The organism is Methanosarcina hadiensis, from assembly GCF_046529725.1.
Lineage (GTDB): Archaea > Halobacteriota > Methanosarcinia > Methanosarcinales > Methanosarcinaceae > Methanosarcina > Methanosarcina hadiensis.
Window position 1 is genome coordinate 4,076,049 of sequence record NZ_CP136241.1, and the last position, 14,616, is coordinate 4,090,664.

A 14,616-nucleotide genomic window follows, 5' to 3' on the forward strand; every position below is an offset into this window, starting at 1 on the left:
CCATTACCCAAAAGCCAGTTTTTATTTAGTCCTGCCATAGATGCTCAGAAGGTACTATGGACTCTGCGACGTTAACTGTTATTGGAATCATGATAGGTATCCTTATCTTCGGGATTAAAACAGGATTAGGCTGTGGATTTTCAAATATTACTGCGCGAGAAGTTTTTACGATTGCAGGCAGTTACTTTTTTCTTGCCCTTTTGTTTGGAAGCATTGCTGACCGTTTAAGCATGGATGCCTTTGAGCGTCTTTCTTCAATGGGCATGGGACTCCATGTTTTTGTTTCCTTTATCCTTATATGGGCCGGTATTTACACCCAGAAAAAATGGAATTCAGGAAAAGATGTTTCCAGGCATACTTTTCTTGCTATATCCATGCCCTGCCCGGTCTGCCTTGGGGCTTTTGCAGTGTCCTGTATGTTGCTCTCAGAAAGACTCAACTTTTCCGGGCTAAAGATAGGGCTTATCGTAGGGGCTGCTTTTTTTATTGCTGTTGTAGCTTCTTCTTTTCTTTTCAGGCTTGGTAAAACCAGGTTCGAAAAGACTCCCGAAACTATGGGAAGCGTCATGGTGCTTCTTGGAATCTATTATCTTCTCGGGGCTCTGCTAATCCCGGCATATATGCAAACAAAACAGATGAACCTCGTTTCTATCGGTGGAGGAGAGACCGGAATCGTGCCTTTGATGGCTCTTGGGGGCGTTGTCCTGGCGGGTTTTTTCCTGGACCGTATAAGGAGGCATGACCTGTGAGCATGATGGATTTATTATCCAGTATGATGAATGTCTTCTCAACCGCTTTACTGATCCCTGTGATGTTTCTACTCACCCTGCTTGTATTTCTATCCCTGATTCAACTGGGAGAATTTCTCTCCGAATACACAAAAAGGCACAGGGACTGGGCCAACCTTGAAACTAACTGTAAAAAGCTTGAGCACGACCTCCGGAATTTGGATTTTGCGGAAGCCTCCAGAGCTCTTGAGAATATAAAGCAAAATTACATGGTCACTTCCTTTGCAAGAGACGCTTCCAAATATCTGGAAGAGCAACATCTTCCAGCAATTGAGAGGCTTTCTCAGGAATATGAAATCCGCATGGCAAAACGCCTTGAACATACGAAGATAACCTCAACGATTGGCCCAATGCTTGGGTTAATGGGAACTTTAATCCCACTGGGTCCTGCTCTTATAGGACTTTCAGCAGGAGACCTCGAAACCCTTGCACAGAACCTGATGATTGCGTTTGCAACAACTGTAGTAGGGCTTTTTGCAGCCGGAATAGGTTACGTGCTTACGCAGGTCAGAAGGCGCTGGTACTGGGAAGATATGTCAGATATCGATTATATTCTGGACACAATTGAGGAAAAGATCTGAGGCATGGCAGCTTTCAATAAGGAGGAATAAATCATGCGGAAAACAAGAAAATTCAGGCGCACAGGACTTTTACATGCCGAGGATGAACAAAACCCTATGGCTACTGTTGCCAATGTTTTTGATGTTGCAATGGTCTTTTCAGTGGCTCTACTCGTTGCCCTTGTGATGTCCTATCATCTCCCCGAACTTCTAAGCTCCAGCGAAGATTTTACAATTGTAAAAAACCCGGGAGCTAAGGATATGAAGATAATCGTCAAAGAAGAAGGAAAGCCTATAGAAGTCCTGAACATGACTGACAGTATCGGTGGGGGTACAGGGGAAGCCCTGGGCACGGCTTATAAGCTTGCCGACGGCAGGGTTATTTACGTGCCTGAAGATGCTGAGGGCAACAGTACATCTGCGGGTATATCTACGGGTACATCTACGGGCACATCTTCTTCAACTGACGCATCCTCTCCGGCTAAATCTGCTCCGGTTTAAGCCGTCCATATTATTTTTTCCACAATCAAAGCAAGCTTTGTTTGGTTTTCATCGACAAATTTGTCCGGGATCTGGGAAAAAAGATCTAATTTGGCATTTGAAATACAGCGTAAGTAATCCGCCGTATTTCTCCTTTTAATCAGTTCCAAATCCGTTTTCTTTAATAATTCAGCTTATTCTCGCTATTTATAGAATTAGAGTTCACGAGTAACCTCAATCTATTTTTTAATCTCTAATATTATCTTTTTATCTAGATAGATAATAATTATTACTTAAAAACCACATTTTATGTTCACTTCTCCTTAATTCTCTAATCCCCAATCTCTGAAACAGCATCGGGTGCTTTTGCCTTTTAAAGTTTAATATCTCTAATTAAAAGTCAAGAAAAGATCTCTAATTAAATTTTTAAACCAGAAATGCATATCTCTATAAGTTCCTAAAATTAACAAACTTTTAGACCCCCAATTTCCAATGAGCCATAAGTTCCGGAAATTTTCTTCGGGCACTCGGTTTTCTCTCGGGTACTCGGCTCATAATACCTTTTCAGGAGATCGAAAATGCAAGAAAAATCTATAATGATATTAATTTTTGTTCTATTCCTGTTAACACTGTTATCGAACGTTCTTTTCTGGTGGAAACTCCCTAAAATTCAGAGGACTGAGGAATCTTAAGATTCTCATCTCGATATTCAACCGACTTCAATTCTGAAAAATTTCTGGAATTACTGGATTTCTGGAATTACTGGATTTCTGGAATTACTGGATTTCTGGAATTACTGGCATAGATATAAAAGTTGGTCTTTAAGCAGCTCAAAAAATACAATTTTTCAGGTAGCTCAACTAATATCCTTCAGTTCAATTACTTTATTGTCTTTAAATTTGAAAATCGAACTACCTTTTAATTCAATTACATCTCCGGCTTTCATTTCATCCGAAAAATCAACTGCTAGAATTCCGTAATAGTCAATTTTTACTTCAACCCGGTCTTCATTAAATTTAATTTCCGTAATTGTCTGCTTTCGTTTTCTAAATAATCGTCTGGCTTGCTCTGCCTGATTTCTTAATTCTGCAATACCATTTGTTGTCAGGTTGATTTCTCCGTTTGAAACGTTTTCAAATTTTATGTCATCGTGCATATGCAGAAGCATTCTGTCGGTATCAAAACTGTTATAGGCATCAATATAATTTTCAATAATTTTTTTATAAATTTCGTATCTCATATCATCGCCTATCTATTTTTTATACGCTTAAATTCTTCCTTTTTCCATTTAATCGTTTTTTTAAACATTTCTTTATTTACGTGCGGTTTTTACCTTAATAGCTAACAATTGTGAGCCAAAAACCGTCTTTTATATCTTTTTCTTCCAATGCTCCGAATGCTTAAGATATTAGACAGAATCGGCTGCTCATTTATTTGAGAAAGTTGTGAGGCCGAATTTAGAGTCAGAACTAAAGGTTTCCAGTTCAGTCTTCAAAATTTGCCTTTTGTTTCAACCTAGGTTCTGAATTTGCAAAATTTTAGAATTAAATTGTCTGGTGAGTTGAGCATCCTGATTATTCTTCTCACAGGGCGACTCGAAATTCATTATAGATTATCCGGGGATAACATGCATACGGCACTAAGCAGGTTACTGGTTTTATGTGTGGTAGTTCTTTTACTGCTGACACAGAATGTATCGGCTGATGGAAATCAGGTAAATATTACTTTTATCTGCTATGACGGAAGTGCTCTTGCTGCGGCAGAGGAGTCCAATCCATACAATGCAAGTATAAATGTAACGTATATTTCGGGTTATGCGGACTTCACCAATGTCACCTTTGAAAACCAGGATGTAATATTTTCCTACATGCTCTGGTCGCAGTTCAAAGATATTGGAGATAACCTTGAGAGTGCTCATGAAAACGGAACTGCACTCATAGACATCACATCTATGATGGATCCGGCATACATCAACACTTCAGTCTATGATCAGGTCTTTACCGGGACCAAGCCTTATAATTCTACTGAAGAGAAATTTTTCTACAATATGGGTACAAGAGGAGTCCTGAAGAAAAATGCTGAAAATTTTATTATCTATCTCGCAAAAACTTATGGAGATAAACCAGAGCTTACGGGCAGCTGGGTTTATGAGGACCCCATAGAGTTCCCAGAAGGCGGAATTTACCATCCTGATGCTCGCTTTCCCACAACCGAATTTCAGCCTGACTGGTTTGAGAATACCACTGATTACCTTGAATGGTATTCTAACTCGACTAACTCAGGTAACTCAAACGGATCAAGGCATACTTACGACAAGAGTAAGCCAACAATCGGGATATGGTTCCATGCTTCGGATTATACCGGAGACAATCTTGAAGTCATAGACGCTCTCATTCGCGATCTGGAAGGAAAGGGCTGCAATATAATTGCAGGCTTTGATACTTTCAATGATATCCACAAATTTTACTCTGATGAAAACGGGGAACCTCTTGTCCAGTGTGTAATTTCTCTTAAGAGTTTCCGTCTGAATTACGCTGATCCTGATAAAGGTATACAGGAACTTACAGACCTTGACGTTCCTGTCCTCACGGGACTGGTTGTCAATAATCCTGCTAATTCTACCGACATAGCTGACAGCAACAGGGGTATCCCGAGCAGCGAAGTCGTATACAAGACCCTGCTTCCGAGTATTGACGGAATTTTCGAGTACATTGTAGTAGGAATTGATAATTACGACTCCGAAACCGGTGAAAGCAACTATGAACCTCTTCCGGCTCAGATTGACTGGATGTCAAACAGGTCAATTAACTGGGCAGAGTTGAAATTAAAGGATAATCAGGACAAGAAAGTAGCTGTCATTTATTATAATTATCCTTCCGGAAAGGACAACATAGTGGCAAATTACCTAAACGCAACTCAGAGCATGCTTGACCTTCTCAATGCGATGAACGAAAGCGGGTATGAAGTCTCCGGAATTCCGGAAAATGACAGTGACCTTCTGGAAATGCTTCAGAACCAGGGCATCAATGTCGGCTCATGGGCTCCGGGAGTTCTTAATGGAATGGTCGAAAACAGGACCGACTGGGGAGCTCATCTCATACCCATAGAGACTTACAGGGAGTGGTTTGAATCTGAAATTCCGGAAGACCTGAGAGCCAATGTAAAGGCTGAATGGGGGCAACCCTGGTCTGAAGATCTGCCTCAAGATAAAAGTGTTATGATCTATGAGAATGAAACCGGAAAATACATTGTAATACCCACGGTGCGTTTCGGGGATGTCTGGCTCATGCCTCAGCCTGCCAGGGGAACAGGGCAAAACAATGATACTCTATACCACAGCAATGTTGTACCCCCAACACACCAGTATATAGCTTTCTACCTCTGGCTTAACCATGACTGGCAGCCCGATGCAGTCATCCATCTGGGAACTCATGGTACACATGAATGGCTTCCGGGATCCACTTACGGTATGAACAGGACTTCAGACTGGTCTCCTCTGCTTCTGCAGGATCTGCCAAATATCTATCCTTACATAGTTGCTAACGTCGGAGAAGGAATAACAGCGGAGTACAGGGGTAATGCTCTGATTATTGACCATCTGACTCCGACTCTTGAACGCAGCGGGCTTTATGGAGGCTTGCTGAATCTCTCTATTAATGTCCAGCAGTACTATGATCCTGGCATATCTGCACAGACCAGAGCAGGATACAGGCAGGCTATAATCAACGAGATAATAGCACTCAACCTCGGTGTCGATCTGGGACTGAAGAATGTAACTGCTCTTCAAAACTATAATGAAGAGGAATTTGAGGGTTTTGTCAAAGACGTCCTTCACGAGTATCTGGAAGATGTGGGCAATGAAAATATCCCCTACGGAATGCATATTCTCAGCCATGTTCCAGGAACGAACGTGACAGACCCTGAAAAAGACGAACTTTCCGCAATGGTAAGGGCTATGCTTGGAGCGGACTTTGAGGAAAATATCACTGCTGCCTTCTACCCCGAGTCCGCTTACCCTCCTGGTATTCCTTTGAATGATACAAAAGTTACACAGCTTGTCTGGGAAGTAGTAACAAATAATACAAGCATTTCTACTGCACAGGTTGAGATTTACGGAAAAACCGACAGTTCGGTTACACTTGATCTTGAACAGGGGCTTGTTTATAAGGACAGACTTCTTGACTGCGATGTTGAAATTGACAATATTCTTTCCGCTTTGAATGGAGGCTTCATCCCCCCGGCTTCCGGGCTGGATCCTATTATGAATCCTGATGCAGTACCTACAGGACGCAACTATTACAGCATAAATTCAAAGCTCTATCCCTCAGAGGCAACCTGGGAAGCAGGGAAATCTCTTGCAATCCAGCTGCTTGAGGATTATTATAACAAGTACGGCGAATATCCTGAGAAGGTTTCATTCTCAAGGTTCGGGGTAGAGTTTATCGCCGACCACGGAACCCTGGAAGCAGAAGTACTTTACATGCTCGGAATGAAGCCTGTCCGGGATGAGTACGGGTATGTGACCGGAGTTGAGGCTATTCCTGAAGAAGAGTTATTGCCGAATTATGATTCTTCAAAGCCCGGAAGGCCGCGCATTGATGTCACTTACACAACTGCAGGAATGAGAGATGCTTTCCCGGATAAAATAAAGATGGTAGACGGCGCTGTAAAACTTGCGAGTTCCCTTCCCGGAGTAAACTACCCCAACTATGTTAACCAGAGTTCCCTTACGCTATACGATTCCCTGGTTTCTGCAGGGTATGACAGTGAGACTGCAACAAAACTCTCCACTATGCGCTGTTTTGCAGTAATGGACGGCACTTATGATATAGGGGTCTCGGATGCTGTCAGTGCAAGTGGGACATGGGAAAATGAAGAGGCTATTGCAAACGTATACCTGGACAAGATGGGATATGCTTACGGAGAGGACTTCTGGGGCATAAAGTCCAGAGAACTCCTTGAAGGTAACCTTAAAAACGTTGAAGCCTCAGTGCATTCTTCTTCTTCAAACCTTTACGATTCCCTTGACAATGATGACCTCTTCCAGTATTTCGGGGGCATGAACCTGGCAACAAGGTACGTAAAGGGTGACGGGACCACTCCTGAAATGTATATTTCGGATACCAGTGACCCTTACAGGGCTGAAATGGTAGGAATGCAGGAGTACCTCAGCAAGGATCTGAGAGCCAGGTATTTCAATGACAAATGGATCGAAGGGATGCAGAAATCCGGATATTCGGGCGGGAGCATGATGTCAGAATTCGTGGACAACCTTTTTGGATGGGAGGTAAGCGACCCTGACCTTGTAGACGACACGGTCTGGCAGCAGGTGTACGAGACCTATGCCAGTGACCCCGCCATGAGAGAGTGGTTCAAACAGAATAACCCGGATGCTTACCAGTCAATCACTGCCAGAATGCTTGAAGCTGTCAGGCATGATTACTGGACGCCCTCTGAAGAAGTTATTGAGAGCCTTGCAACAGAGTATGAGCAGTCTGTGGCTGAAAACGGGGCTGCATGCTGCCACCATACCTGCGGAAACCCTCTGCTCCACGAATTTGTGAGTGGGATGGTATCTGTTCCCGGCTATGCTGAGCAAATAAAAGCTGCAACAAATGTCGATAAGGAGACAACGGATACTCAGAGCAGCAGCCAGAGCAGCAAAAGTCGCCAGACTAGCGTTGCTGAAAAACTTAACCAGACAGCCAGAGCAAGTTCGGAATCTCAGGAGAGTAACCAGACTGTCCAGGACTCTGACACGGGCTATGGAATGGATTCTCCGGAACCCGCTCCTGAAGTCCGGCAGAGTTCCGAATCCGATTGCGTGGAAGGCTATGAGATGCAGAAAGAAGATACTGTGGCAGAAGAAGAAAGTGGAGGTCTATCTTTCTCAGGCTCTGATATAGTTGGAATTCTCTTCGTGGTAATGGCAGTGGGAGGAATCTATATGGGATTCAGGAAAAAGAAAATGTAATAAAATTCTATAAAAAAAGATATAAATAAAATTTAAAAAGGGGTAATTACCCTTTTCTTTTTCATTTGAAAAAAGACTTTTATTTTTGTTTTTTGATTTAACTATTTTCTGTACTGGTTTTTGTTCTTATTCAGTCCATGCTCTTTTTTCTTCGTCCTTTTCTTCAAAGTCTTTCATGTACGGTTTAACGTCCAGTACAGGTGTCCCGTTGATAGCATCAAGGCCTTTTACATAGAGCACGTTGCCTTCTACCTTTAAGAGCTCCACCAGGGTGAGCCCTATCCCATTGGGTCGGTATGGGCTTCTGCTCGCAAAGACTCCTGACATTTCTCCGTCATACCGGCGGCGGTGAATTAGCTTATAACCTTCGGATCTGCTGAAATAAAAGATGATATACAGTTTTTCAAGCTCTTCTACCCTGTAAAGGCCATCTACCAGATCCTCTCTCAGGATAATTTTTGAAACCTTCCGGTAAACTTCTTCTTTATACTCTGGTTCGAGATAGTCGTTTTCCACATAGCCTATAGGAGTAAACTCAATTTTTTCCTGAGCACTTTCTGCATTTTCACTCATTTTTTGCCTCAAAACAGGAGATGCAGACTATCTCTCCGTTTTTCACCCTTCCAAGAGGCTCCATGAAACCTTCCCCGCATTTGCTGCATATTACCGTGGGGTAGACTATGGCTTTTTCCGGAGGTTCGACTTCAATCTCAGTGATGCTGAAAAGTTCTTCTTCCGGCATATCAAGAACTCTCTGGCTCTTTGCCTCGTGTGAAGCCCTGAATTCTTTTATTTCCTCCGGGCTTGCATCGCCTGCCCTTATTTTTGCGAAGAGTGCGGTGTGTCTTTCATCCTGGGGAAGAACATCCGGTTTCAGGGAAATCCTCAGGGCTTTTTTGTCTCCTCTCTTGAAGAATGTGTATACATGCTTTCCGTGCTCTTTAAAAACAAGGTTCCCTTTCCCGCATGTACAGCCGTTTATTGCCTGGATTGCATCAACTGCACATGACCTGTTCTCCACAACTGCCACGAGTTCCTCATCTTCGCTTCTGTCCTTAAAACGATCGGCAGCCAGCGTAGCCACTCTATATCCTATCGAAAGACCAGGGCAGACATGTCCATGGAATTTTACAGCAGTGTCAAAATTAGCGTTATTGAACTCCAGATTTTCAGCTCCTATCTCTATTGTTTTCTGATATCTATGATTAATTTAGTTTGCTTGTTTCTTATTCCTTAAATACTATTTATAAATTTTGTATTTAATTGATGTTACAAAAAACGTCCCGAGTATTAATTCAGGGCCGTCTACCTGTATAATCTAAAAACTGCAAAATTAAGAGATATCTCTCACTTTTGACTCCTTTTTCCATCCGGCATGGGAAACTGCTGTACGCTACTATAGAAAAGCCGAGGTTTCAGCATTTTATTTAAAATAAAAATCTGCTGGTTGTATTCAAGTTTAACAGAAGCCAAAGTTAAGTAAAAATCCGAAATCGACAATTTCGAAGGGATTATCTTTAGAAAAAAGTATTTATGTTTAATATTTTTCTTTAATAAGGATGATAGGGACCGTTATTTTCTTTTCCGAGGTCCCTACTGATGATCCAACCCCTTTGGACTGAGAGAAAACCCTTAACTCTCAATCTCTATCATTTTCTTATGGTTTACAGTTATATAACATAAACGATATGAAATATTGTTTAACATTCAAAATATGGATCCTTTCATTTTTTTCATTAAATTTGAAAAATTCCTTGTAATTGAATTATTTTCTGAGGATGAAATTTTCAATCCGGCAAAAACTATCTTTGATTATTTTTTTCTTTTTTTCTCCTGAAAATTTACTTCAAGATTTGAAATTCAGCAACTTAATTTTTTTCCAAATAAGGCAGATTCGAACCCTGTTTTTAATCTATAATTTCTCCAATAATATTATTTTATTCATAACTTTTCATAATTTTTCCGTATAAATTCAACTATCTAAAAATATTTTTAAAAAATTAAATATTGTTTAAGAAGTAATTCCCTTAAAAAGATAATATTTACGTATAAAAACCCTTAAAAATTGCTGGTGTTAAAATTGGGAGCCATTTGCCACCTCTGATTTGGCTCCCAATTGTGCGATTCAACCCCTACGATTAAGAGAAAAACCCCTTAACTCTTAATCGTCGACTTTCTACTTATGTTATAGAGGTATATAACCTAGACGACCTCAAAATTTATTCCCCATTAAATTATTTCGTTGCCTCAAAATCCGACTACTTTGGCTTCAAAATAGTGTTTTGTATTCTTAATTCTTATAATTTCTAACTATATAAAATTTATTAAGGCTTATATTTTACTGCTCATACTTCATATCTATATTTTTCTTATAAAGGTCAACAAAGAATTTTATCATATTGCTAGAGTTTTATAAACAACACACTAAAAAAAACGAAAGGTACTTATTAGTTTTTTGCTTATAACCGTACACTATGAATAGCCCTCTTCTCGAATTAATTTTTCTCTCTGAGAAAAGGAAAGATCTCCTTTTGTTTTTAAATGATGGGCCAAAAACTATCGAGGAAATAAAAAAGTCTCTAAACACCAGCGCCGTAGCTATTCTTCCTCAAATTAAAAAGTTAAGGGACAACTCACTGGTATTCAAAACAGAAAATACTTACATTTTATCTCCTCTCGGAATAGCGGTAACTGAGAGAATGCAGGCAATGATGAGTTTATTAAATGTTTTTGGAAACCAGTACGAGTTCTGGGCAACCCATGCAGTTGAATGCTTACCCGCTTCTTTAAGGAACAGGATTGGAGATCTGGAAAACTGTACGTTCTCCGAGCCTCCTGACCGGGCCCACCTCTTTGAGCCTCACAGGGAATTTGTGGAAAAGCTCACAATATCGGAAAAGATAAGAGGTATTTCATCAATCTTTTTCCCTCTTTATCCATCCCTTTTTCTTTCTTTCGCAAAAAATGGGGCGGATGTCGCCCTTCTTGTGACCCTGCCGGTTTATGAAAGAATAAAAGGGGAGTACAGGGATGAATTAAAGGAATTTCTCAGTCTCGATAATACCTCCTTCTATGTATTCGATGATAAAATAGATTTTTCTCATGTCGTCACTGATAAGTTTCTCTCTTTAAGCCTTCCTTTTTCCAGTGGCTCCTTTGACCACACACAGGATGTCCTCTGTTCTGACCCTGAAGCCCTTAAATGGGGAGAAGACCTTTTTGCTTACTACAGGGATAGATCAGAAAAGATAACAGAAATTTAAATTTTTACTTATCCGGATCTTTGTATCCTATTGTCAGGAACAACCGGAAGATAGCTATAAATCAGGCTCTGACTATCCTTTGTAGTATGAAAGAAGTTCAGGAAACCGCAGAAAAGATCCGGACAATGGAAATCCGGGGCGCAGGCAGGATTGCAAAAGCTGCCGCTGAAGCCATCAGGAATTATGCTGCTGAGCTCGAGGCTGCTTCGATTGAGGAATTTGCTGCAAGAATCAGGGAAGTTTCCGATTACCTTATCAGTACACGTCCTACAGCCGTATCCCTTCCCAACGCCGTAAAACTCTCTTCCAGATACTCTTCAAATAATGTAGAAGAAGCCAGGCAGGAAATTATCAATAACGCCAATCTCTTTATCGAGAGAGCGGATAAAGCTCTTGGGAGAATAGGAAAAATAGGGGCAGGAAGAGTTCAGGACGGGGACATTATAATGACCCACTGCAACTCCCATGCTGCTCTTTCCATAATTACAACGGCTTTTGAAGAAGGAAAAAATATCTCGGTTATTGCTACAGAAAGCCGTCCAAGGCGCCAGGGCTTGCTGACAGCAAAGCACCTTAACGGCTCTGGTATCCCTACAACCCTGATTGTGGACTCTGCTGTACGCTACTATATGAAAGATGTGAATAAAGTGATAGTCGGAGCTGATGCAATCGCAGCAAACGGAGCTCTTGTTAACAAGATAGGAACTTCACAGCTTGCCCTTGCCGCCCATGAAGCCAGAAAAAGTTTCATGGTAGCTGCCGAGACCTTCAAATTCAGCCCGAGCACTATTCTGGGGATCCCTATAGAAATTGAAGAAAGATCCGTAGAGGAGGTTGTCGACCCTTCGGTTCTGGCAGAACTCCCCAATCTGCAGGTAAAAAATCCGGCTTTTGACTTTACTCCTGCCGAATACATCGACATGATCGTAACCGATATCGGGATCATTCCGCCTGCGATGGCGTATATAGTAATAAAAGAGCACCTCGGCTGGGAATTTGAAGAGATCTAAGGTTTATAAAGAGATTATAGGCATATAGAGAGACTGCTCTAAATAACAGGAAGAAAAAAACATGATTAATGTTGAGTATACCGATGGTGCTCAGGAATCACTATGTTTAATAGAATCTTTATGGCAGGGTTCTAAAACCCATCATAAAAATAAATCGAAATATTTTGCAGATACTTATGCGAATAAAAGATTTCAAGATAGAGTTAACGAATTAACAGATGATTCAAAAACGGCTATGAGAGTCAACTTAGTAAAAGATAAAGATACAGGACAATATATTGGATATTGTATTAGCACAATTGATAAAGAAATGATAGGGGAAATAGACTCTCTGTATGTGGAAAAAGAATATCGCAAACGTGGAATCGGAAGTCAATTGATGGAAAACGCCCTGGAATGGCTGGATAAAAATAAGGTAAAATCAAAAATAGTCGCTGTAGGGGATGGAAATGAAAACGTAATTGATTTTTACAATCATTATGGCTTCCATATACGAAAAATAATCTTGGAACAGGTTTCGAATTGAGTTGTTTTGAACCCTGATCAACCCCTACTCCCTTTTTAAATGAGTTTAGGACGAACTCTTTACTATAACTGTTTTAATTCCTTGTAGCCTAACAATCTTTAATCATCCCGTCCGTGATCCTGAGCACTCTTGAACATTCCTTTGCGACCTCAGGGTCATGAGTAACCACAAGAATTGTCTGTCCCTTCTGGCTCAATTCCTTGAAAACACGTACAATAGAGTCCCTCGTTTTGCTGTCAACCTCGCCTGTAGGCTCGTCTGCAAGGATCAGGGCAGGCCTGTTCGCGAGTGCCCTCGCAATAGAAACTCTCTGCTGTTCCCCACCGGACAGTTCGGTGGGTTTATGATTGAGGCGGTCTCCAAGGCCAAGTTCTTCAAGCAGGGATTTTGCCCTTTCTTTTCTCTCTCTTTTTGGCACTCCGGAAAAGCGCATGGCAAGTTCAACGTTTTCAAAGGCTGAAAGGGTAGGAATCAGGTTGTAGTGCTGAAAAATAAAGCCTATTTTCTCTCTTCTCACGCTCGGCAGCAGCTTTTCGGGCACTGATGTAAGGTCTATACTGTCAAGGATTATTTTTCCGTCAGTTGCTTTTTCCAGCGTGCCTATGAGAGCCAGAAGAGTTGATTTTCCCGAACCCGAAGGTCCCATGATAGCAAGAAGCTCTCCTTTCCTTACGGTTATACAGGCGCAGCGGAGGGCATGAACAGGAATTTTGCCCTGCATATAGGTTTTGGAGAGGTTTTCGACCTGCATGATAATCTTCTGCTCTTCATCTCCCCAGTTGCTTTTATTCTCATCTTTTCTCTGTTTTTCAGTATGTTTAATCCCTTGTTTCTCAATTCCCATTTCAGGCATGCTTCAAAGCCTCCATGGGACTCATTTTCGAAGCCCTGTAAGCCGGATAAAGCCCTGAAAGTGCGCCTATAAGCAGAGCGAAAAGCATTGCAATTATAAGGAGCCTTGGGGTTATCAGGAAAAGAACAATTCTTGTCGTTGCGAGCCATGCGTTCATAATCTGGACAGCCCCTACTCCAACAATAATACCAAGTATTCCACCTAACAGGCCCATGAGTGAAGCCTCTCCGAGCGTCAGGAGCAGGATATCCTTCGTTTCTGCACCTATGGCTTTCAAAATCCCGAACTCTCTCGTCCTTTCGGCAACTGACATCAGCATTGTATTCATCACACAGAGCCCGCCTATGATTGCTGCAAGGAGCCCTGAACTGATGGTGATTACGCTGAAAATCATGAAAGACTGCCTTGCCTGAACCCCAAGTTCTCCCGGAGATAGGGTACTTGTGCCTTTTACGCTTAACTCGATGCGTTTTGAGAGCATCTCAGCATCTACTCTCTCGTCAGGCACGGCAAAAATATAGGATACTGAATTCCCCACGCTGTAAAGATCCTGAGCAGTCTCAAGAGGGATAATTACTGCGTTATCAAAAATAGAGCCGGTGTAATCAAGGACTCCGACAACAGTAAAATATTTGTCGTGAATCTCAAATTTGCTGCCAACCTCAAGGTCATACTCTCTCTTGATATTGTTTCCGACTACCACGCTGTAAGAATCTCCGGGGTTGAGAAAACGGCCTGCTTTCAGTTCCACAGGGTAAAGGGCAACACTGGATTTTTCCGGAGGGACCCCAAGGATTTGTTTGCCTGTCATGCCCAGCTTATCCTCATCAAAAGTGGTCATCAAAAGCCCATAGGCATCTTTTACTCCGGCTACACGCAGAACGTCGCTGACCTTATCGTCCGTAAGCCCTCCTCCGAAGACCCCGCTTTCGGCAAAGACCCGGATTTTGTCGCTGGTCACACTCATGGAACGTTCAAAGGTCTGATGGAAGTTTTCAGACATTGCGCCCATAACTATAACCGCAAAAATCCCCAGGGCTATTCCGCAGATTGTCAGTATGCTCCGGATTTTTCTGTTCGTTATATTTCGGATGATCAGGTCAAACATAATTCTCCCCCAGACAGATGGTTCTTTCTTCAGCGATTCCGAATAGTTACTTTA

The 14,616-nt window shown here is 41.7% G+C and carries 12 protein-coding genes; 7 read left to right on the top strand and 5 right to left on the bottom strand.

The features are described 5' to 3' along the window. Window positions 1-56: 56 nt before the first annotated feature. Genes RSJ42_RS17560 through RSJ42_RS17570 form a run of 3 tightly spaced genes read left to right on the top strand, consistent with a single transcriptional unit; the run spans window position 57 to window position 1,849 of the window. Window positions 57-749 (top strand): DUF2162 domain-containing protein, encoded by a 693-nt coding sequence (locus tag RSJ42_RS17560; RefSeq protein WP_410508515.1) that lies wholly within the window; start codon window positions 57-59, stop codon window positions 747-749. Further along, window positions 746-1,369: a MotA/TolQ/ExbB proton channel family protein gene (locus tag RSJ42_RS17565; RefSeq protein ID WP_410508516.1), complete on the top strand. Its 624-nt coding sequence runs from the start codon at window positions 746-748 to the stop codon at window positions 1,367-1,369. The genes RSJ42_RS17560 and RSJ42_RS17565 overlap by 4 nt, the downstream gene beginning before the upstream one ends. Before the next feature lie 33 nt (window positions 1,370-1,402). After that, entirely contained in the window at window positions 1,403-1,849 is a 447-nt protein-coding gene (locus RSJ42_RS17570; RefSeq protein ID WP_410508517.1) for a DUF2149 domain-containing protein, read from the top strand. Window positions 1,850-2,684: 835 nt separating this feature from the next. On the opposite strand, the gene RSJ42_RS17575 is transcribed toward RSJ42_RS17570, so the two are convergent. After that, window positions 2,685-3,068 (bottom strand): nuclear transport factor 2 family protein, encoded by a 384-nt coding sequence (locus RSJ42_RS17575; protein WP_410508518.1) that lies wholly within the window; start codon window positions 3,066-3,068, stop codon window positions 2,685-2,687. A gap of 387 nt (window positions 3,069-3,455) precedes the next feature. On the opposite strand from RSJ42_RS17575, the gene RSJ42_RS17580 reads away from it, so the two are divergent. Beyond that, entirely contained in the window at window positions 3,456-7,802 is a 4,347-nt protein-coding gene (locus RSJ42_RS17580; RefSeq protein ID WP_410508519.1) for a cobaltochelatase subunit CobN, read from the top strand. 126 nt (window positions 7,803-7,928) lie between these two features. Here the strand turns inward: RSJ42_RS17580 and tsaA are convergent, their stop codons facing one another. Together tsaA and RSJ42_RS17590 are read right to left on the bottom strand one after the other, a co-directional pair. Next, window positions 7,929-8,375, bottom strand: coding sequence for a tRNA (N6-threonylcarbamoyladenosine(37)-N6)-methyltransferase TrmO (gene tsaA, locus RSJ42_RS17585; RefSeq protein ID WP_410508520.1), 447 nt, complete (start codon window positions 8,373-8,375; stop codon window positions 7,929-7,931). Continuing rightward, on the bottom strand, window positions 8,368-8,886 hold the full coding sequence (locus RSJ42_RS17590) for an FmdE family protein (protein WP_410508521.1): 519 nt from the start codon (window positions 8,884-8,886) through the stop codon (window positions 8,368-8,370). The genes tsaA and RSJ42_RS17590 overlap by 8 nt, the downstream gene beginning before the upstream one ends. Window positions 8,887-10,276: 1,390 nt before the next feature. On the opposite strand from RSJ42_RS17590, the gene RSJ42_RS17595 reads away from it, so the two are divergent. The 3 genes from RSJ42_RS17595 (at window position 10,277) to RSJ42_RS17605 (ending at window position 12,601) form a co-directional block, all read left to right on the top strand. Continuing rightward, window positions 10,277-11,065, top strand: coding sequence for a helix-turn-helix transcriptional regulator (locus RSJ42_RS17595; RefSeq protein ID WP_410508522.1), 789 nt, complete (start codon window positions 10,277-10,279; stop codon window positions 11,063-11,065). An 86-nt stretch (window positions 11,066-11,151) separates the two neighbouring features. Beyond that, complete coding sequence (locus RSJ42_RS17600) at window positions 11,152-12,075, top strand: ribose 1,5-bisphosphate isomerase (protein WP_410508523.1); 924 nt, start codon at window positions 11,152-11,154, stop codon at window positions 12,073-12,075. A gap of 61 nt (window positions 12,076-12,136) precedes the next feature. Further along, window positions 12,137-12,601 carry a GNAT family N-acetyltransferase gene (locus RSJ42_RS17605; protein ID WP_410508524.1) on the top strand — a complete coding sequence of 155 codons (465 nt, stop codon included), beginning with the start codon at window positions 12,137-12,139 and terminating at the stop codon, window positions 12,599-12,601. Window positions 12,602-12,689: 88 nt separating this feature from the next. Here the strand turns inward: RSJ42_RS17605 and RSJ42_RS17610 are convergent, their stop codons facing one another. Together RSJ42_RS17610 and RSJ42_RS17615 are read right to left on the bottom strand one after the other, a co-directional pair. Next, a complete protein-coding gene (locus tag RSJ42_RS17610; protein WP_410510416.1) occupies window positions 12,690-13,352 on the bottom strand; it encodes an ABC transporter ATP-binding protein in 663 nt (220 codons plus the stop codon). Window positions 13,353-13,446: 94 nt separating this feature from the next. Beyond that, the gene (locus RSJ42_RS17615; RefSeq protein WP_410508525.1) at window positions 13,447-14,562 is read right to left on the bottom strand and encodes an ABC transporter permease; all 1,116 of its coding nucleotides are present in this window, start codon (window positions 14,560-14,562) and stop codon (window positions 13,447-13,449) included. Window positions 14,563-14,616 lie beyond the last annotated feature (54 nt).

What these genes read in the sequence shown, in the direction of transcription:
- RSJ42_RS17595 (WP_410508522.1), top strand. Translation starts at nt 10,277, where the DNA reads ATGAATAGCCCTCTTCTCGAATTAATTTTTCTCTCTGAGAAAAGGAAA.
- RSJ42_RS17600 (WP_410508523.1), top strand. Translation starts at nt 11,152, where the DNA reads ATGAAAGAAGTTCAGGAAACCGCAGAAAAGATCCGGACAATGGAAATC.
- RSJ42_RS17580 (WP_410508519.1), top strand. Translation starts at nt 3,456, where the DNA reads ATGCATACGGCACTAAGCAGGTTACTGGTTTTATGTGTGGTAGTTCTT.
- RSJ42_RS17610 (WP_410510416.1), bottom strand. Translation starts at nt 13,352, where the DNA reads ATGCAGGTCGAAAACCTCTCCAAAACCTATATGCAGGGCAAAATTCCT.
- tsaA (WP_410508520.1), bottom strand. Translation starts at nt 8,375, where the DNA reads ATGAGTGAAAATGCAGAAAGTGCTCAGGAAAAAATTGAGTTTACTCCT.
- RSJ42_RS17570 (WP_410508517.1), top strand. Translation starts at nt 1,403, where the DNA reads ATGCGGAAAACAAGAAAATTCAGGCGCACAGGACTTTTACATGCCGAG.
- RSJ42_RS17575 (WP_410508518.1), bottom strand. Translation starts at nt 3,068, where the DNA reads ATGAGATACGAAATTTATAAAAAAATTATTGAAAATTATATTGATGCC.
- RSJ42_RS17615 (WP_410508525.1), bottom strand. Translation starts at nt 14,562, where the DNA reads ATGTTTGACCTGATCATCCGAAATATAACGAACAGAAAAATCCGGAGC.
- RSJ42_RS17560 (WP_410508515.1), top strand. Translation starts at nt 57, where the DNA reads ATGGACTCTGCGACGTTAACTGTTATTGGAATCATGATAGGTATCCTT.
- RSJ42_RS17605 (WP_410508524.1), top strand. Translation starts at nt 12,137, where the DNA reads ATGATTAATGTTGAGTATACCGATGGTGCTCAGGAATCACTATGTTTA.